General features: G+C 67.0%; 18 protein-coding genes. 10 read left to right on the top strand and 8 right to left on the bottom strand.

Translation table 11 applies throughout. The annotated features are described in order from the left end of the window. Nucleotides 1-636, bottom strand: a complete 636-nt coding sequence (locus Q8O26_RS07265) for a TetR/AcrR family transcriptional regulator (protein ID WP_305574828.1) — start codon at nucleotides 634-636, stop codon at nucleotides 1-3. A 148-nt stretch (nucleotides 637-784) separates the two neighbouring features. Here Q8O26_RS07265 and Q8O26_RS07260 point away from each other — a divergent pair, with 148 nt between their 5' ends. From Q8O26_RS07260 to Q8O26_RS07220, 9 genes are all read left to right on the top strand, one after another. After that, the gene (locus Q8O26_RS07260; RefSeq protein ID WP_305574848.1) at nucleotides 785-1,987 is read left to right on the top strand and encodes a substrate-binding domain-containing protein; all 1,203 of its coding nucleotides are present in this window, start codon (nucleotides 785-787) and stop codon (nucleotides 1,985-1,987) included. A gap of 132 nt (nucleotides 1,988-2,119) precedes the next feature. Then, on the top strand, nucleotides 2,120-2,896 hold the full coding sequence (locus Q8O26_RS07255; RefSeq protein WP_305574827.1) for an ABC transporter ATP-binding protein: 777 nt from the start codon (nucleotides 2,120-2,122) through the stop codon (nucleotides 2,894-2,896). Continuing rightward, nucleotides 2,889-3,611: an ABC transporter ATP-binding protein gene (locus Q8O26_RS07250; protein ID WP_305574826.1), complete on the top strand. Its 723-nt coding sequence runs from the start codon at nucleotides 2,889-2,891 to the stop codon at nucleotides 3,609-3,611. Before Q8O26_RS07255 ends, Q8O26_RS07250 begins: the two co-directional genes overlap by 8 nt. 60 nt (nucleotides 3,612-3,671) lie before the next feature. Continuing rightward, nucleotides 3,672-4,694 carry a branched-chain amino acid ABC transporter permease gene (locus Q8O26_RS07245; RefSeq protein ID WP_305574825.1) on the top strand — a complete coding sequence of 341 codons (1,023 nt, stop codon included), beginning with the start codon at nucleotides 3,672-3,674 and terminating at the stop codon, nucleotides 4,692-4,694. 4 nt (nucleotides 4,695-4,698) lie between these two features. Then, nucleotides 4,699-5,760: a branched-chain amino acid ABC transporter permease gene (locus Q8O26_RS07240; RefSeq protein ID WP_305574824.1), complete on the top strand. Its 1,062-nt coding sequence runs from the start codon at nucleotides 4,699-4,701 to the stop codon at nucleotides 5,758-5,760. 87 nt (nucleotides 5,761-5,847) lie between these two features. Beyond that, nucleotides 5,848-6,057, top strand: coding sequence for a CsbD family protein (locus Q8O26_RS07235; protein WP_305574823.1), 210 nt, complete (start codon nucleotides 5,848-5,850; stop codon nucleotides 6,055-6,057). Between the two features lie 203 nt (nucleotides 6,058-6,260). Continuing rightward, entirely contained in the window at nucleotides 6,261-6,863 is a 603-nt protein-coding gene (locus tag Q8O26_RS07230) for a TetR/AcrR family transcriptional regulator (protein WP_305574822.1), read from the top strand. A gap of 11 nt (nucleotides 6,864-6,874) precedes the next feature. Further along, nucleotides 6,875-7,984 carry an efflux RND transporter periplasmic adaptor subunit gene (locus Q8O26_RS07225; RefSeq protein ID WP_305574821.1) on the top strand — a complete coding sequence of 370 codons (1,110 nt, stop codon included), beginning with the start codon at nucleotides 6,875-6,877 and terminating at the stop codon, nucleotides 7,982-7,984. A 90-nt stretch (nucleotides 7,985-8,074) separates the two neighbouring features. Next, the gene (locus Q8O26_RS07220) at nucleotides 8,075-11,266 is read left to right on the top strand and encodes an efflux RND transporter permease subunit (RefSeq protein WP_305574847.1); all 3,192 of its coding nucleotides are present in this window, start codon (nucleotides 8,075-8,077) and stop codon (nucleotides 11,264-11,266) included. Nucleotides 11,267-11,336: 70 nt separating this feature from the next. Here the strand turns inward: Q8O26_RS07220 and Q8O26_RS07215 are convergent, their stop codons facing one another. From Q8O26_RS07215 to Q8O26_RS07195, 5 genes are all read right to left on the bottom strand, one after another. Next, on the bottom strand, nucleotides 11,337-11,675 hold the full coding sequence (locus tag Q8O26_RS07215; RefSeq protein ID WP_305574820.1) for a cupin domain-containing protein: 339 nt from the start codon (nucleotides 11,673-11,675) through the stop codon (nucleotides 11,337-11,339). Beyond that, complete coding sequence (kduI, locus tag Q8O26_RS07210; RefSeq protein WP_305574819.1) at nucleotides 11,672-12,508, bottom strand: 5-dehydro-4-deoxy-D-glucuronate isomerase; 837 nt, start codon at nucleotides 12,506-12,508, stop codon at nucleotides 11,672-11,674. The genes Q8O26_RS07215 and kduI overlap by 4 nt, the downstream gene beginning before the upstream one ends. A gap of 21 nt (nucleotides 12,509-12,529) precedes the next feature. Beyond that, nucleotides 12,530-13,810: a TRAP transporter large permease gene (locus tag Q8O26_RS07205; RefSeq protein WP_305574818.1), complete on the bottom strand. Its 1,281-nt coding sequence runs from the start codon at nucleotides 13,808-13,810 to the stop codon at nucleotides 12,530-12,532. 10 nt (nucleotides 13,811-13,820) lie between these two features. Then, entirely contained in the window at nucleotides 13,821-14,339 is a 519-nt protein-coding gene (locus tag Q8O26_RS07200; protein WP_305574817.1) for a TRAP transporter small permease, read from the bottom strand. Nucleotides 14,340-14,433: 94 nt separating this feature from the next. Then, the gene (locus Q8O26_RS07195; protein WP_305574816.1) at nucleotides 14,434-15,426 is read right to left on the bottom strand and encodes a TRAP transporter substrate-binding protein; all 993 of its coding nucleotides are present in this window, start codon (nucleotides 15,424-15,426) and stop codon (nucleotides 14,434-14,436) included. Nucleotides 15,427-15,574: 148 nt separating this feature from the next. Here Q8O26_RS07195 and Q8O26_RS07190 point away from each other — a divergent pair, with 148 nt between their 5' ends. Next, entirely contained in the window at nucleotides 15,575-16,267 is a 693-nt protein-coding gene (locus Q8O26_RS07190; protein WP_305574815.1) for a GntR family transcriptional regulator, read from the top strand. Between the two features lie 8 nt (nucleotides 16,268-16,275). On the opposite strand, the gene Q8O26_RS07185 is transcribed toward Q8O26_RS07190, so the two are convergent. After that, the gene (locus Q8O26_RS07185) at nucleotides 16,276-16,674 is read right to left on the bottom strand and encodes a hypothetical protein (protein WP_305574814.1); all 399 of its coding nucleotides are present in this window, start codon (nucleotides 16,672-16,674) and stop codon (nucleotides 16,276-16,278) included. Nucleotides 16,675-16,756: 82 nt separating this feature from the next. Continuing rightward, nucleotides 16,757-18,964, bottom strand: coding sequence for a transglycosylase domain-containing protein (locus Q8O26_RS07180; RefSeq protein ID WP_305574813.1), 2,208 nt, complete (start codon nucleotides 18,962-18,964; stop codon nucleotides 16,757-16,759). Nucleotides 18,965-19,058 lie beyond the last annotated feature (94 nt).

Here is a 19,058-nt window from a genome sequence, read left to right as displayed (position 1 = left end):
TCAGGCCTTCACGCCGCGCCCTGTCGCGCGCGGGCCGATGCCGTGGGCGACAAAATCGTAGGCGGCTTCCGCGACGGCATCCAGAGGGCCACCCTGATCATAGATCGCATAGCGTCGCCCGACCATGTCGGTGACGCCCATCAGGGCCCAGGCGCGGACCTCGGAATGCCCCGGTGCGATCTCGCCGCGCGCCTCCGCCTCCTCGAGCCCAAGCCGGTAGCCGGCCGCGAACTCCTCGTAATAGGCACGGTGGATGGCCGGGTCGACGAACTGCGATTCGGCGACGACCCGGTAGAGGTTCGGATTGTCGCGGACGAATTCGAGAAAAGCGCGGATGCCGAGCCGCTCGACCTTCATGCGGTCGCCCGCCCCGCTCGTCGCCAGGGTCAGATGGTGTCTGAGCCGCCGACCCATGCGCAGCACCAACTCGCGCAGCACCTCCTCCTTGGAGCGGAAATAGAGGTAGAACGTGCCCTGGGCGACGGCTGCCTCGGCGGTGATGGTGGCGATCGAGGCCTCCGAGAAGCCCCGGGCGCCGATCTCACGTTCGGCCGCATCGAGGATCTTCTGGCGGGTGCGTTCGCCCCGTTGGGTCTTCGGCGCCGGCAGGGGCCCTGTCGGATGGAGGTTGCTCATAGGGTATCCGTTGCGTTTCCCGTCATCGGCCCGTCGCCGGCTGGCTCCAGACCGCTTCCCGCTTGACGCGTTTGTGGGACGAAGCTAGCGTCACATGAAACATGACTCAAGTGTCAGTTTAGGAATACGGATCAGGGAGGATTCGATGTTGAGGAAGACTCTGGCGGTGGCTGCCGCCTCGCTCGCCATGGCCGTGACGTCCTTTGCCGGCAGCGCCGCCGCGCAGGTCCGGGACGTCAAGATTTGCCTCATCGCCGGGCGCACCGGTCCGCTCGAGGCCTATGCGAAGCAGACCGAGGTCGGTTTCATGATGGGCCTCGAATATCTCACCCGCGGGACCAACACGGTCGCCGGCATGCGGATCCAGGTGCTGGTCAAGGACGACCAGCTTCGTCCGGATCGCGGCAAGGCGCTGCTCGAGGAATGCTACAACGACGACGGCGCGGCGCTCGCGGTCGGCACCACCGGCTCGCCGGTGGCGCTCGCCATGCTGCCGGTCGCCGAGGAGGCGAAGAAGATCCTCATCGTCGAGCCGGCGGTGGCGGATTCGATCACCGGCCAGCGCTGGAACCGCTACATCTTCCGGACCGGTCGCTCGTCCTATCAGGACGCACTGGCCGCTGCCGCCTCGATCCCCGAGAACGAGGACGTGTTCATCGGCATGATGGGGCTCGACACCGCCTTCGGCCGTGACGGCGTCGCCGCCTACAAGGCCGCGCTCGCTGCCATCCGGCCGCGCGCCCGCATCGTCGCGGAGGAGTTCGCCGCCGGCAACACCGCCGACTTCACGCCCTTCGCCGAGCGCCTGTTCGCGTCCCTGCGGGACCGCCCGGGCAAGCGCATCATCGGCTTCATCTGGGCCGGCGCCCATCCGATGGCCAAGTTCGTCGACATGAAGCCGGAGCGCTTCAACATCGCTCTCGCTCCCGGCGGCAACATCCTGCCGGCGATGAACGCCTGGAAGGCCTTCGCCGGAACCGAGGGCGGCATCTACTACTATTACGACTTTCCGCAGAACCCGCTGAACGACTGGCTCAAGGCCGAGTACCAGAAGCGCCACAATGCGCCGCCGGACTTCTTCGTCGCCGGTGGTTTCGCCGCCGCGGCCGCCGTGGTTGCGGCGCTGGAGAAGGCCGGCTCAACCGATACCGAGAGGCTGATCACCGCGATGCAAGGCATGACCTTCCAGACGCCCAAGGGAGCGATGACCTTCCGAAGGGAAGACCATCAGGCGCTGCAGGACATGTACCACTTCCGCATCCGCCCGAACGGCCGCGACAACGACATGCTTGAGCTGGTGCGGACCATTCCCGCCGCCGAGATGCCGCTGCCGATCACCAACCGGCGCTGACATGGCAATCCTGGCGCGGCCGGAGACGATCCGGCCGCGCCGCAGCCTGTCCTGTATGGCAGTTCGGTCGTGCCGCGCATCCCTGTTCATCGTGCTGATCTGCCCCGTCCGCCAAGAAGCCCCCATCGCCCCATGCCACCCGTCCTCGAAACCCGCGACCTGACCATCCGCTTCGGCGGTCATGTCGCCGTCGACGGCGTGTCCTGCGCCTTCCATGCGGGCACGCTCACGGCGATCGTCGGGCCGAACGGTGCCGGCAAGACCACCTATTTCAACCTGATGTCCGGCCAGCTCGCGGCGACCTCCGGCACGACCCTGCTGGACGGCGATGACATCTCCATGCTCGGCGCCGCGGGCCGGGCGCAGCGCGGCATCGGCCGGGCCTTCCAGATCACCAATCTCTTTCCCAACCTGTCGGTGGGGGAGAACGTGCGCCTCGCCGCGCAGGCGCGCGGGCGCGCGAAGGCGAGCCTTTTCTCCCTGTGGTCCAGCCACCGGGACTGGATCGAAAAAGCCGATCACTACCTCGAGGAGGTGAACCTCGCCGGCGTGCGCGACACGCTGGCGGCCGCCCTGCCGCACGGCGACAAGCGCAAGCTGGAAGTGGCGATCATGATGGCGCTGGAGCCGCGGGTCTTCATGTTCGACGAGCCGACGGCGGGCATGTCGGTGGAGGAAGTGCCGGTCATCCTCGACCTAATCCAGAAGCTGAAAGCGGACGGGACCAAGACCATCCTCCTGGTGGAGCACAAGATGGACGTGGTGCGCTCGCTCGCCGACCGCATCGTGGTGCTGCACAACGGCCGGCTCGTCGCCGACGGCGAACCCGCCGCGGTGATCGCCTCGCCGGTCGTCCAGGAGGCTTATCTCGGCCAGGCGCCGAAGCCGGTGGAGGCCGTCCATGGCTGAGCCCCTGCTGACCCTTGCCGGGGTGCACACCCATATCGGCCAGTATCACATCCTGCAGGGGGTCGATCTCGCACTCCCCCGCGGCGGCATGACGGTGCTGCTCGGGCGCAACGGCGCCGGCAAGACGACGACGCTGCGCACCATCATGGGGCTGTGGAAGCCCTCGCGCGGCACCGTGACCTTCGACGGCCGGTCGATCGGCGGCGTGCCGACCCCCGACATCGCGCAGGCCGGCATCGCCTATGTGCCGGAGACCATGGCGGTCTTCGCCGATCTGACGGTGGCCGAGAACATGATCCTGGCGGCGCGGTCAGGCCCCATCGACACGGCGCGGCTCGACTGGATCTTCGGCCTGTTCCCGGCGCTGAAGAAGTTCTGGCAGTTCCCGGCAGGCGTCCTCTCCGGCGGGCAGAAGCAGATGCTTGCGATCGCCCGCGCCATCGCCGAGCCGCGCACCCTGCTTCTCATCGACGAGCCGACCAAGGGCATCGCCCCGGCGATCATCGAGGCGATGATCAGCGCCTTCGCCGAGCTGAAGCGCGAGACGACGATCCTGCTGGTGGAACAGAACTTCCGTTTCGCCGCGAGCCTCGGCGATCATGTGGCGGTGATGGATGATGGCCGCATCGTCCACCGCGGCGCGATGGCCGATCTCGCCCGCGACGAGGCCCTGCAGCAACGGCTGCTCGGCCTGTCGCTCGATGCGCATCAATAGGGAGCGGACGATGCACGCCCTTCAGGCCTTCTTTGCTGCCCCTTGCGAAAGGGCCTCGCCATGACCGTCGCCCCGGCCCCGGCCACCACTCCCGAAGCCCTTCCCGCCATCAAGCACGATTATCTGCCGATCCTCCTGCCGGTGGCGCTCTCTGCCCTGGCGCTGCCCTTCGTCGGCAATCCCACCACCTGGGTGACGCTGACGGTGGCGGCGCTGGCCATGGGCATGATGATCTTCGTCATCGCCTCGGGCCTGACCCTCGTTTTCGGCCTGATGGACGTGCTCAATTTCGGCCACGGCGCCTTCATCGCTGTGGGTGCCTATCTCGCCCTCTCGGTGCTGGGCCTGCTGTCGGGCTGGGTGCAGGTGGATTCGCTCGGCTGGAACCTGATGGCACTCGGACTCGCCGTCACCGTCGCGATGATCGGCACGGGTCTCCTCGGCTGGGCCTTCGAGCGGGTCATCGTCAGACCGGTCTATGGCCAGCACCTCAAGCAGATCCTTATCACCATGGGCGGTCTCATCGTCGCCGAGCAGCTCATCCACGTCATCTGGGGCGGCGACCAGAAGGCCATGGCGCTGCCCACGGCGCTGCGCGGCGCGGTGGTGATCGGCGACGTGGCGATCGAGAAGTTCCGCATCCTCGCCGTCGTCGTCGGCCTCGTCGTCTTTGCCGCGATGCTCGTCGTGCTCAACCGGACGCGGATCGGACTGCTGATCCGGGCCGGCGTCGAGAATGCCGAAATGGTCGAGGCGCTCGGTTACCGCATCCGCCGGCTCTTCGTCGGCGTCTTCGCCGTCGGCTCGGCGCTGGCCGGCCTCGGTGGCGTCATGTGGGCGCTCTACCGCGAGACGCTGACGGCGGCGATCGGCGGCGACATCATGGTGCTGGTCTTCATCGTCATCATCATCGGCGGTCTCGGTTCGGTCGGCGGCTGCTTCATCGGCGCCATCCTGGTGGCGATGATGGCGAACTACACCGCCTTCCTGCTGCCGAAAGTGGCTCTCGCCTCCAACATCCTGCTGATGGTGGCGATCCTCATGTGGCGGCCGCAGGGCCTCTATCCCGTGGCGAAGAGGTAGGCCGATGCTGAACACGCTGCTCTCCGGCGATTATCCGCGCAGTCGCGTGCTGACCGGACTCCTCGTCGCCATCGTCGTCGGCCTCGCTTTCGCGCCCTTCCTGTTTCCGGGGGCGGCGGCGATCAACACGGCGGCGAAGGTCTGCATCTTCATCGTGCTGGTGGCGAGCTACGACCTGCTGCTCGGCTATACGGGCATCGTCTCCTTCGCCCACACGATGTTCTTCGGGATCGGCGGCTACGGCGTCGGCCTCGGGCTCTACGCCTTCGGCGCGAGTTGGGGCGTCATCGCGCTCGGCATTCTCCTCGCTCTCCTCGTCGGCGTTGTCCTCGCTTTCCTGATCGGGCTCCTGTCGCTGCGCGTGCGCGCCATCTTCTACGCCATGATCACGCTCGCCGTGGCCTCGGCCTTCCTGATCCTCGCGACCCAGTTCTCCGAATATACCGGCGGCGAGGATGGCCGTTCCTTCTCGGTGCCGCCGTCGCTGCGCCCGGGCTTCCGGCTGTTCGAGACGCCGGTCTTCGGCACGGTGATCAACGGCCGCATCCTCGCCTATTACCTCGTCTTCGCTGCGGCGGTGACGCTGTTCCTGCTGGCGCTGCGGGTGGTCAACTCGCCCTTCGGCCGCGTCCTGCAGGCGATCCGCGAGAACGACGTGCGGGCCGAGGCGCTGGGCTACCGCGTCGTCTATTACCGCATTGTCGCCAATTGCCTCGCGGCGGCCATGGCCGTGCTGGCGGGGGCGATGAGTGCGATCTGGCTGCGCTATACCGGCCCGGACACGACGCTGTCCTTCGCCATCATGCTCGACATCCTGCTCATGGTCGTCATCGGCGGTATGGGCACGCTCTACGGCGCGGTGGTGGGCGCGACGCTGTTCATCGTGGCGCAGAACTATCTGCAGAAGCTGATGGGCACGGCCTCGGCGGCGACCGAGGGCCTGCCGCTCCTGTCGAAGCTGCTGCACCCGGACCGCTGGCTGCTGCTCCTCGGCATCCTCTTCGTGCTGAGCGTCTATTTCTTCCCGACGGGTATCGTGGGGCGTCTGCGCGGCAAGCCACGCTGAACTCCGGGCAGGAAGCGGTTGCGGCGGCGGAACCAGCCGCACTGCCGGGCGTTTACCGGGCATCCCATATCGAGGAGGATCATGGCGATGAACTGGGGCCGTGTCGAAGGCAACTGGAAGCAGTTGAAGGGCAATGTGAAGGAACAGTGGGGCAAGCTCACCGACGATGATCTCGACGTGATCGCCGGCCGCCGCGACCAACTCGAAGGCAAGCTGCAGGAGCGCTACGGTTACGCCAAGGATCAGGCGAAGAGCGAGATCGACACCTGGTACAACGGCCGCAACTGGCTGTCCTGACCCCGAATTTCCGCAAAGTCGGCCATCTCCTGCACGTATCGTGGCAGCAGGATCGCAGCCCGTCAGGTTCGCCTGGCGGGCTGTTTTTTGCGACTGCGAAGGGCGATGTTAACGCCGTTGCCGCACTGCGACAGAGAGTCCCTTGACGCATTCCTGATAAGTGTTAGATTTCCAAAATCATCAGTCGTAAGCACATAGGTATCATGTCCATCCGGGCCCGCTTCACCGCAGACGAAACGCGCGAACGCATCCTCGTCGTCGCGGAGGAGCACTTTCGCCGTGTCGGTTACGGCAAGACCGCGATCGCCGATATCGCCAACGAACTCGGGATGAGCTCGGCCAATGTCTATCGCTTCTTCCCGTCAAAGTCGGCGATCTGCGAGGAAATCGCGCGCCGGCTGCTGGAGCATTGTCACGACGCCCTGAGCCATATCGCGGCCGAGCACGCCGTGCCGGCGGAGGAACGCCTGGCGCGCATGGCCATGGCCATCCATCGGTTCAACAAGTCGCAGTTCATGGACGAGAAGCGCCTCTACGACATGGTCGAAGCGGCGATGACCGAGAACTGGCATGTCGTCCAGGCCCATCTGGAGGCGCTCGTCGCGCTCTTCGCCGCGGTGATCCGCGACGGCATGACGGCCGGCACCTTCGTGGTGCGGGACCCGGTCGAGGCTGCCCTCTCCTTCAAGCAGTGCCACGCCAGCGTCTTTCACCCGACCCTGATCGCTCATTGCGCGCTCAACAACGATCTCGACCAGCAGACGAGCCGCCTGACCCAGTTCGCCATCCGCGCCCTGAAAGCCTGAGGACCCAAGCCATGTCCCGCTCAGACGGCCTTCGCATCCTGCCCCTCTTCACCGCCGGCCTGCTGGCCGTCGGGCTCGCCGCCTGCACCGACAGCAATGCCCGCCCGGACGCCAAGCCGGAGGATGCGCCACCGCGCGCCGTTCGTGCCGAGCCGGTCATGTTCAAGCCGCTGGTGCGTGAGCGGTCCTTCGTCGGCACCGTCCGGCCGCGCGTCGAGAGCGATCTCGGCTTCCGCGTTGCCGGCAAGGTCTCCGAGCGGCTCGTCCAGCAGGGCGAACGGGTCGTGCGCGGTCAGGCGCTCGCCCGCCTCGACTCGGCGGATCTCTCGCTGCAGATGCAGCAGGCCGCAGCCGAGCTCGCGGCCGCCGAGGTGAACGTGTCCTCCTCCCTCGCGCAGGACAAGCGGACGCAGGACCTTCGTGCCGCCGGATGGGCGACGCAGGCGACCCTCGACGCGCAGCTTGCCCGGACCGCCGATGCCCGCGGCAGGCTCGATCGCGCCAAGCGCTCCCTCGACCTCGCCGCCAACCAGCTGGCCTATGCGACCCTGGTCGCCGACAGCGACGGCGTCGTCACGGCGACGCTGGCTGAGCCCGGCCAGGTGGTCGCGGCCGGCACGCCGGTGGTGCGGCTGGCGCGTTCCGGCGAACGGGAGGCCGTCGTCGCCATTCCCGAGGCACTGATCGACGATCTGCGCCGGTCCGGCGCCGCCCGGGTCTCGCTGTGGTCGAACGCCGACAAGACCTATCCGGCCGTCCTGCGCGAACTCGCCGCATCGGCCGATGTCGCCACCCGGACCTTCCAGGCCCGTTTCACCATTCAAGACGCCGATGACGGCGTGGTCATTGGTATGACTGCGACCGTCACGGCTGGCGAGCCCGCGTCCGCCCGCGTGGCTCGCCTCCCCATCTCCGCGCTCTTTTCCGAAGGGCGCGGCGCCTCCGTCTTCGTCGTCGATGCGGCCACCGGCCAGCTGTCGCTGAAGCCGGTGACGGTCGCCGGCTATGACGGCCGCGAGGTTCTCATCGCTGACGGCGTCGCGGAAGGCGACAAGGTCGTCACCCTCGGCGTCCACAAGCTCGATATCGCCCAGCGCGTGCGCATCGTCGGCGCCCGCTGACGCAGTCGTCGGCCATATCCAACAGTCTGCCCTCTGGATTCCCCGCGGAGCGCTCCGATGTCTGCCGCCCACGACAGCCATGATCCCAGCCTGACCCGCAATAACTGGTCGCACTGGGCCGTCACGCACAAGGCGCTCGTCCTGTTCATGCTGCTCGCCGTGGCCGGAGCCGGCATCATCTCCTACATGCGGCTCGGCCAGGCGGAGGATCCCTCCTTCACCATCAAGGTCGCCGTCATCACGGCGATCTGGCCCGGGGCCACGGCCCGCGAGATGCAGGATCAGGTGGCGGAGCGGATCGAGAAGAAGCTCCAGGAACTGCCCTGGTTCGAGCGCGTGCAGACCTATACCAAGCCGGGATTCACCGCGATGCAGGTGCAGTTCCGCGACCAGACGCCGGCGCGCGACGTGCCGCAACTCTTCTATCAGCTGCGCAAGAAGCTCGACGACATCCGCTCCGACCTGCCGGCGGGACTGATCGGGCCGAACGTCAACGACGAGTATGGCGACGTCGACGCGGTGCTCTTCACCCTGACGGGCGACGGCGCGTCCTATGCCGATCTCAAGCGCTATGCCGAGGTGCTGAAAAGCCGCCTGCTGCGCGTCGCGAACGTCACCAAGGTCAATCTCTACGGCGCCCAGGACGAGCGCATCTTCGTCGAGTTCAGCCATGCCAAGCTGGCGACGCTGGGCGTGCCGGCCACGGCGATCTTCGACAGCCTGCAGAGGCAGAACGCCATGGTTCCCGCTGGTACGATCGACACGGGATCGGCCCGCGTGCCGCTGCGCGTCACCGGCGCCCTGAACGGTGTGGAGGCGGTCGCCGCCACGCCGATCGACGTGAACGGCCGCATCTTCCGCCTCGGCGACATCGCTACGATCACGCGCGGCTTCGTCGATCCGCCGACCTATCTCATCCGCCAGGAAGGCCAGCAGGCTGTTCTCGTCGGTGTCGTCATGCAGCGGGGCGGCAACATTTCGCAGTGGGGCGTCGATCTCGCGGCGGCGAGCGCGGAGTTCCGCCGCGACCTGCCGGCCGGCATCGAACTCGGCCAGATCGCCGACCAGCCCTATATCGTCCAGAAGGCGATCGCCGAGTTCGTCAAGGTGTTCCTCGAGGCCCTCGGCATCGTGCTTCTGGTGTCGTTCCTGTCGCTGGGCTGGCGCACCGGCATCATCGTCGCCCTGTCGGTGCCGCTGGTGCTCGCCATTGTCTTCGTCGCCATGTTCGCGATGGGCATCGACCTGCACCGCATCTCGCTCGGCGCCCTCATCATCGCGCTCGGCCTGCTGGTCGACGACGCCATCATCGCCGTCGAGATGATGGTGGTGAAGATGGAGCAGGGCTGGGACCGGATGTCCGCGGCGGCCTATGCCTGGACCTCGACCGCCTTTCCGATGCTGACCGGCACCCTCGTCACCGCCATCGGCTTCATGCCGGTCGGCCTCGCCAACTCATCCACCGGCGAGTACACGGGCTCGATCTTCTGGATCGTCGGTATTGCGCTGATCGCCTCCTGGTTCGTGGCGGTGATCTTCACGCCCTATCTCGGGGCGCAGTTCCTGCCCGATTTCCATGCCCTGGAGGAGCGCAGGTACCAGAAGAAGCTCGCCCGCGCCCTCAAGCGCGGCAAGCCGGCGCCGCCGAAGCCGGACCATTCCAACCCGCATGCCATCTACGAGACGCCCGTCTACAACCGGCTGCGCGCCGTCATTCGCTGGTCGGTCAACCACAAGTTCTTCGTCGTCGCCGCCACCGTGATCATCTTCGCCACCTCGATCGTCGCCTTCGGCCGCGTCCAGCAGCAGTTCTTCCCGGTTTCCGAGCGGACCGAGCTGTTCCTGCAGATGCGCCTGCCGCAGGGCAGCGCCATCACCGCCTCGCTGGAAACGGCCAAGCGTGGCGAGGTCCTGCTCAAGGGCGATGCCGACGTGAAGACCTACACCACCTATGTGGGGCAGGGGTCGCCGCGCTTCTGGCTCGGCCTCAATCCCCAGCTTCCCGACGAATCCTTCTCCGAGATCGTCATTCAGGCGAAGGACCTCGTGGCGCGCGAACGGCTCAAGTCGCGGCTGGAGCGCGAGATCGCCGCCGGTGCCCTTTCGGAAGCGCGGGTGCGCGTCGACCGTTTCAACTTCGGCCCGCCGGTCGGCTTCCCCGTCCAGTTCCGCGTCATGGGTTCGGAGCCGGAGCTGGTGCGGGAGACGGCGCAGAAGGTGCGCGACATCATGCGCGCCAATCCCAACACCCGCGACGCACATCGCGACTGGAACGAGCAGTCGCCGTCGGTACGCCTGATCGTCGACCAGGACCGTGCCCGCGCGCTCGGGCTCAACGTCCAGGACGTGGCGCAGACGCTGCAGACCCTGTTGACCGGCGTCACCATCACCACGGTCCGTGACCGGACCGAGAAGGTGGACATCGTCGCCCGTGCCGTTCCCTCCGAACGCGTCGATCTCGGCCGCATCGGTGACCTGACGATCTCCAGCCGCGGCGGCGTTCCCGTGCCGCTCGCCCAGGTGGCGCGCATCCAGTACGAGCAGGAGGATCCAATCCTGTGGCGGCGCAACCGCGATCTGACGATGACGGTGCGTGCTGACGTCGTCGACGGTGTTCAGCCGCCGGAGGTCAGCGCCCAGGTGCAGGCGGCCCTCAAGGATCTCATCGCCACGCTTCCTGCCGGTATGCGGATCGAGCAGGGCGGTGCGGTGGAGGAATCGGCCAAGGCCAATGCGTCGATCTTCGTGCTCTTCCCCATCATGCTGCTGTGTATGCTCGCGGTGCTGATGATCCAGCTTCAGTCGTTCTCGCGGCTCGCGCTGGTGTTCCTCACCGCGCCGCTGGGGATCGTCGGCGCGTCGCTCGCCCTGAACCTGCTCAACGCGCCCTTTGGCTTCGTGGCGCTGCTCGGCCTGATCGCGCTGGCCGGCATGATCATGCGCAACACGGTGATCCTGGTGCAGCAGATCGACGAGGAGGTGGCGGCGGGCTATTCGCTCTACGACGCCATCATCGAGGCGACCGTGCGCCGGTCGCGGCCGGTGGTGCTGACCGCGCTCGCTGCGATTCTGGCCATGATCCCGCTGGCGAGTTCGCTGTTCTGGGGGCCGATGGCGATCACCATCGGCGGTGGCCTGCTCGGCGCCACGATCCTGACCCTGGTGTTCCTGCCGGCCCTCTATGCGGTCTGGTTCCGGGTCCGCAAGCCGGTGCCGGCGGCCAGCGCTCCGCCCGCGAGCGAGGCGGTGCCTCAATCCGCCTTGCCGCTGGCGGCCGAGTGACACTCCTCGCCGGGCCGCTATCGCAACGGTGAGAGGGCGGGCGGCCGGCTGTCACGCTCCAGCCGCCGCGTCAGAGGAAGTCCTGGCGCAGGGGCGTGAAAGTGTCGACGAGTTCGCCCGCCTCCAGCGCGATGACCGAATGGACGACATTGGTCGGCACGATGAAGCTGTCGCCTGCCGCGAGAACCGTGCTGCGATCACCGATCGTGACCTCGAAGCGGCCACTGGCGACCAGCGTGCACTGGATATGGTGGTGATAGTGGGGCGCACCGACGGCCCCTTTCTCGAAAACCACGCGGACCAGCATGACGCTGGCGTCATAGGTCAGGATCTTGCGCTTCACGCCGCCGCCGAGATCGGTCCAGGCGACGTCGCCGTCGTGCAGGAAGATGTCCGTGCCCGTCGTCATCGCAAGGCTCCCATGGGCACCATGTCCATGTCGGTGAAGTCCTGGTTGTCGCCTCCCATCGCCCAGATGAAGGAATAGGCGGCGGTGCCGCAGCCGGAATGGACCGACCAGGGCGGGGAGATGATCGCCTGTTCGTTCGCGACGACGAGGTGGCGCGTCTCCTCCGGCTGGCCCATCAGGTGGAAGACGCGGGCGTCGTCCTTCAGGTCGAAATAGAGATAGGCCTCGCAGCGGCGGTCATGGACATGGCTCGGCATCGTGTTCCAGATATTGCCCGGCTTCAGCGTCGTCAGGCCCATGACGAGCTGGCAGGAATCGACCCGGCCCGGGATGATGTACTGGCGCAGGGTACGGGTGTTCGCCTGGTCCTGGCTGCCGAGTTCGAGGGCATTGGCGTCGGCCTCGCGGACGAGGACCGTTTTGTGTCGTGCATGGGCCGGGGTGGAGAAAAGGTAGAACCTGGCGGGGTTCTGCGGGTCGTCCGAATGGAACGCGACGTCGGTTGTTCCCATCGCGATGTAGAGCATGTCGCGCAGGTTCACCTGGAAGGCTTCGCCGTCGCAGACGATCCGTCCGGGACCGCCGACATTGCAGACGCCGAGTTCGCGCCTGGCGAGGAAGGTCGGCTGCCCCAGCGCCTTGTGTGTTTCCAGCGTGATGGAACGTGCCACCGGCATCGCGCCGCCGACGACGATGCGGTCGACATGGCTGTAGGTGAGGTTCACCTCGTCCGGGACGAACAGGGTCTCGATGAGGAAATGGGCGCGCAGGGCTGTGGTGTCGAAATGCCTCGCAGCTTCCGGATGCGAGGCTTGGCGGACGGCGATGGACATGGCGAACCTTTGGGCGATTGATCAGCGGAAGAGGGCGGGCAGCCAGAGCGAGAAGGCCGGCACGTAGGTGACCAGCAGCAGCACGACGACGGAGGCGCCGTAGAAGGGCCAGATCGTCTTCATGCTCTCGCCGATCGACACCTTGCCGATGGCGCAGGCGACGAACTGGACGGAGCCGACGGGTGGTGTGTTGAGACCGATGCCGGCGTTCAGGATCAGGATGACGCCGAAGTGTATGGGATCGACACCGAATGCCTTCACGACGGGCAGCAGGATCGGCGTCAGGATGATGATCATCGGCGCCATGTCCATGAAGGTGCCGAGGAAGAGCAGGATGACGTTGATGAGCAGGAGCATCATGACGGGGTCGTCGGTCACGCTCTTCATGAAGGCGACCGTCTGGGCCGGCACCTGGAGGAAGGCCATGAGCCAGCCGAAGGCGCCGGCGGTGCCGATAACGAGCAGGACCATGGCGGTGGTCCGAACCGCGCCGAGCGTTGCCTCGACGAAGCTCTCCCAAGTCAGCTGGCGATAGACCAGGGCGGTGACGAGGAAGGCGTAGACGACCGCGACGCAGGAACTCTCGGTGGCGGTGAAGATGCCGGAGCGCACGCCGCCGAAAATGATGGCGATGAGCAGGAGACCGGGGACGGCGATGACGAGGGTGCGGGCCACCATCATCCAGCCCGGAAAGACGCCGAGGGGATAGCCGCGTCGGCGCGCCACGACATAGGCGGCGACCATCAGGGAACCCGCCAGCATCAGGCCCGGGACGATGCCGGCGGTGAACAGGTCGGCGATCGACAGGTTTCCACCCGCCGCCAGGGAGTAGATGATCATGTTGTGCGAGGGGGGGATCAGCAGCGCGATGATCGCCGCGTTCGCCGTGACGTTGACGGCGTAGTCAGCGTCGTAGCCGCGTTTCACCATCTGCGGGATCATCAGACCGCCGACCGCCGACGCATCGGCTACCGCCGACCCGGAAATGCCGCCGAACAGCGTGCAGGTCAGGATGTTGACCTGACCGAGCCCGCCGCGCAGGTGGCCGACGAGCGAGGCGGCGAAGGCGATCAGGCGCTCGGCGATCCCGCCACGGAGCATCAGGTCGCCGGAGTAGATGAAGAAGGGGATCGCCATCATGGCGAAGGCGTTCATGCCGGAGTTCATCTGCTGGAAGATCACCACCGGCGGCACGTCCATGTAGAGGACCGTGGCGAGCGAGGCGACGCCGAGGCAGAAGGCGATGGGCATGCCGATCAGCAGCAGCAGGGTGAAGGAGCCGAAGAGGATCAGGAGTTCCATCGTCGCGGCCTCAGATCTGTTCGATGGAGGAAGCGACGGTCTGATCTGTGCCCGCCAGAACCATCAGCAGGCGCTCGATCGAGAAGAGGGTGACCAATACGCCGCCGACGGCGACCGGGACGTAGTCCCAGCCCTGGCTGATGCCGATCATCGGCGTCATGGCACTCCAGGTGCCGACGGCGAGCTGCGTTCCGTAGCCGACCATGGCGAGGCCGAAGCCGATGAGCAGGATCTCGGTGACCAGCTTGAGCGCGAAACGCAGCGGCGGCGGCGATGCCGCCAGCCCGATCTCGAAGCCGATATGGCTGCGCTCGCGGACCCCGCTGGCAGATCCGAGCAGGATGAACCAGCTCATGAGCAACAGCACCGCCGGCTCCGTCCAGGTCGGCGTATCGTTGAGGATGTAGCGACCGAAGATGCTCCAGAAGACGAGCACCGTCATGATGATGATGCCGACGCCCGCGGTGAGGAGCGAAATTCGGCTGAGGATGGCTGCGATCGGCGAGAGAACAGCAAGGATGGCGCGCATGGGATCTCGATGGGGGCTCGTCTGCGCCAGTGGCGTGCGGGGCGTGGGATCAGCCGGGGAGCCGGACCCGCCGTCGGCGGGTCCGGCCGGCCGCTCAGGTCAGCGCCTGGATGCGCGCCACGAGTTCCTTCATCTTCGCGTCCGTGACGAAGCGGTCGTAGACCGGCTTCATGGCGTCGATGAAGGGCTGCTTCTCCAGAGTGTTGATGACAGCGCCACCGGCGCGGACCTTCGCCTCGGAGGCCTTCTCGCGGGCGTCCCAGAGCTCTCGCATCTTCGCGACCGATTCCTTCGCTGCGGCGCGGACGAGGGCCTGGTCGGCGGCATTGAACCTGTCGAAGGAGCGCTTCGACATCACCAGAACCTCGGGGCTGAGCGAGTGCTCGGAGAGCGAATAGAACTTGGCGACCTCGAAGTGGCGGGTCGATTCGTAGCTGGGCCAGTTGTTCTCGGCCCCGTCGATGACGCCGGTCTGCAGGCTGGTGAACACCTCGCCGAAGGGCATCGGCGTCGCGTTGGCGCCGAGAGCCTGCACCAGGGCAACAAACATGTCCGATTGCTGGACACGGATCTTCATGCCGCGCATGTCGGCGGGCGTCGTGATTGGTCGCTTGGAATTGTAGAAGGACCGCGAGCCCGAATCGTAGAAGGCCAGGCCGACGAGGCCGTGGGCGGAGAAGTCGTTGAGGATCGAGTCGCCGATCGCCCCGTCCATGACGTTGCGCATATGCGCGACGGACCGGAAGATGAAGGGCAGCGAGGGAATGTTGGTCGACGCGATCAGATTGTTGAACGGCGCCATGTTGATGCGGTTCATGTCGATGACGCCGAAACGGGTCTGGTCGATCGTGTCGCGCTCCTGGCCGAGCTGGGCCGAGTGGAACACGTTGATCTTGATGCGGCCGCTGGTGCGCTGCTCGAGGAGCTGGCCCATGAACTTCACCGCATCGATGGTCGGATAACCATCGGGATGAATGTCCGTGGAGCGCAGGGTGACCGTGGTCTGGGCGGCGGCAGGCCGACCGATGATTGCGGGGCTGGCGACGATGGCGCCGGCGGTGGACACGAAGATGCGGCGTGTCAGCATGGGATCCTCCCGGTGGAAACAATGTTCCCTTCTTGTGGTGGGGAACGTGGCAATCGGAGCCTTGCGAAATGCAGACTTCCTGATCCGCACCAATTCTAGTATGCACTTGTATGGAAGTTCAAGAGAAGAAAATGGGATCCATCGACCGATGACGATCGCACTCCCGATCCAGTCCCTGCCGCGCATGCAGGAGAGCGCCGCGGCGCGGGTCGAGCGCGAGTTGCGCGCCGGCATCATCGACCTGACGATCCGTCCGGGCGAACGCCTGTCGGAGTCGGAGATCGCCGAGCGGTTTCAGGTGTCGCGGCAGCCCGTCCGCGAGGCCTTCATCGCGCTGATGCGGCAGGGTCTCCTCGACGTCCAGCCGCAGCGCGGGACCGTGGTGGTGAAGCTCTCCGTCCGGCGCATGCTCGACGCCCGCTTCATCCGCGAGGCGATCGAGGTGGCCATCGTCAGGCGTGCCTGCGAGCGGTTTGACACGCATTATCGCGACCGCGCGGCCTCGCTGATCGCCGCCCAAGAGACGGCGGCGCGGGCGGGTGATCATGCCGGTTTCCAGCGGCTCGACAGCCTGTTCCATATCGCCCTGGCGGAGGGCGCGGACTGCATGGAGGCCTGGACGGCCGTGGAGATGCAGAAGGCGCATATGGACCGCGTCTGCGCGCTGACGCTGCATTCACCGGGGTCGATGGATCCGCTGGTCCAGCAGCATCAGGCGATCCTGAACGCAATCGAGGACGGTAACGCGGAGCGTGCGGTGGCGGCGATGAGCCATCACCTGTCCGAAATCCTCAAGGGCGTCGCCGGCCTCGACCTGACATTCGCCGATCTGTTCGAATAGGGCTTCGGTCAGCGTCCTGTCGCGCGGTCACGCGGCGGCGCGGAAACCGGTTGTCCGCCGGGAATCGACGAACCCCATGACTGGCCGGGGATCGATGAAGCTCCTGCCTGGCGGGCCGGCAGGGACGCCTGCGCGCGCCGACGACCGAAGACACGCTGCATGACGAGGGGCACGCCGAAGATGAAGGCGATGCCGAAGAGCCAGGTGACCGTGACCGCCGAGACGCCGAGGCCATGCACGAGGCCGGCGATCCAGGCGAAGGTGAAGGGCTCGGCCGGGAAACCCGGCACCGTACCGACGCTCGACGCGCCGGTCCCGACCGTGTCGACCACGGCATAGGCGATCCAGGCGAAAACCGACCAGAAGGCGGCGCCGACGAAGGCTCCCCACCAGACGATCTTCATCATCGCACCGTTCCTCCACTGCCAATCCGGCCCAACCGGGAGTCCTGCATGTAGGGTTGCTGCCGGGACCCGCAAGAGCGAGGGGCTAGCGGAACAGGCGTTCCAGGAAGCCCCCCTCCTGCTGCGGGCGGACCACGGCGCTGCGATCTTCGGGTTCGGCGGGACGCTGCGGACGGCGCCCGCCAGGGTCGACACGCGACAGGGTCATGGGCTGGTCGAGGGCTTCACCTGGCAAAATCCGGCCCGGAGCATCGTAGGAACGCCAGTTTCCGGGAAGATCGACGATGGTTTGGCCTTTGTGGGCCTCGGCCATGACCCTGTTCCAGATGTCGACGGGCAGGCCGCCGCCGGTGAGGCGACGGGTCGGCGTGCCGTCGTCGTTGCCGAGCCACACGCCTGCGACGAAGCGTCCCGTATAGCCGACGAACCAGGCGTCGCGGAATTCCTGGCTGGTGCCGGTCTTGCCCGCGACGATCCAGCCCGGCAGGCGCACGGTGCGCGCCGTTCCCGAGACGGTGGTCTGGTTCATCATGGCGTTCATCATCGCGACATGGCGCGGCTCGACGACCTGGCCGTTGGTCATGGGCTGGCGCTGGAAGAGCACGCGGCCGTTGGCGCTGCGGATGCGCGTGATGACATGGGGGATGACGCCGGTGCCGCCATTGGCGAAGGGGGCATAGGCGCCGACGAGTTCCAGGACGTTCACCTCCGACGTTCCGAGCGCGATGGAGGGGTTGGCGGCGAGCGCCGAGCCGATGCCGAGCTTCTGGGCCGTGCGGACGACGCTGCGCGGACCGACCTCCTGGCCGAGGCGCACGGCGACCGTGTTGAGCGAGGCGGCGAGGGCGGTGGTCATGCTGACCTCGCCGCGATAGTCGCGGGTGTAGTTTTCGGGGCGCCAGCCGGCGATGGCGACTGGAGCGTCGTTGCGCATCGTGTCCGGGGTCAGGCCGCGCTCGAGGGCGGCGAGATAGACGAAGGGCTTGAAGGCGGAGCCCGGCTGCCGGCGCGCCGCGACCGCCCGGTTGAACTGGCTCTGGGCATAGTCGCGCCCGCCGACGAGGGCGCGAATGGCGCCGTCGCGGTCGAGCACGACCACGGCGCCCTGACCGACGTTGTAGCGCTGGCCGCCGCGGGCGAGTGTCTCGACGAGGGCCGCCTCGGCCGCCTGCTGCACCGGGCCGACGATGGTGGTCTCGACCGTCAGGTCTGTCTCGACCTTGCCGACATAGTCGTCGATGAGATCCATGATCCAGTCAGCGACATAGTTGATGGAGCCGCCGGGAATGGCGCGGCTGGCCTGGGCGGGGTTGCTGCGCGCGGTCTGCGCCTGGGCCTCGGTGATGTAGCCCTGGTCGGCCATGGCGGCGAGCACGAGTTGGGCACGCGCCTGGGCGCCACCAGGATTGCGGGTCGGCGCCAGCCGCGAGGGCGCCTTCACCAGGCCGGCGATGACGGCGGCCTCCTGCAGCGTCAGGGCCGTCGCCGGCTTGTCGTAGTAGCGGCGCGCCGCGGCTTCGATGCCATAGGCGCCGGCGCCGAAATAGACGCGGTTCAGATAGAGTTCGAGGATCTGGTCCTTCGAGTAATTGTGCTCCAGCCAGAGGGCGAGCAGCGCTTCCTGGACCTTGCGGCCGAGGGTGCGGTCGGGCGCCAGGAACAGGTTCTTGGCGAGCTGCTGGCTCAGCGTCGAGCCGCCCTGATGGACGCCGCGATTGGTGACATTGGTGACGACGGCGCGGGCGAGGCCCACCACGTCGAGACCGAAATGCGAATAGAAGCGCCGGTCCTCGATGGCGATCAGCGCCTGGGGGACGTGTTTGGGCAGGCTCTTGAGCTGGATCGCCGCTCCGCCGGTATCGCCGCGATTGGCGAGTTCGGCGCCGTCGGCGGCCAGGATGGCGATGTTCGGCGGTCGCGGCGGTACTTCCAGCGTATGGGTCGGCGGCAGATGGGCGGCATACCAGGCGACGATGCCGGCGACGACGATCAGGCCCCAGATGGACAGCGTCGCGCCCCAGATGACCAGTGTGCCGAGAATGCCCCGGCGCCTGCGGCGCCGCGGCTTCTCGGCGCGGTCGCGCCGGCCTTCGGACTGCCGTCGGCCCTTCGCGACGGGGGCCTCGTCCTCGACGGGATCGCTGCGGCGGGGCCTGGCGGGCCTGGCGGGTTTCGGTGGTTCGCCGAAGCGCAGCCAGGGACGATCCTCGCGCGTGGCGCGGAGGTCCGCACCGCCGCGCCCCGTGCCGAAGCTCGGTTCGATCCGCTCGCCCTTTCCGCCGCGCCGCGCCATGACCGCCTGGTCCGCCCCTTTTTCATCCTGATGCCGCTCTTCACGGGTAAAGCCGGCGCGATGAAGGGGCGGTTAAGGCGATTTTGCGGAGGGC

The organism is Phreatobacter sp. (genome assembly GCF_030691135.1).
Lineage (GTDB): Bacteria > Pseudomonadota > Alphaproteobacteria > Rhizobiales > Phreatobacteraceae > Phreatobacter.
Note: the sequence above shows the minus strand (reverse complement) of the source record. Positions and strands in the feature narration are given on the sequence as shown.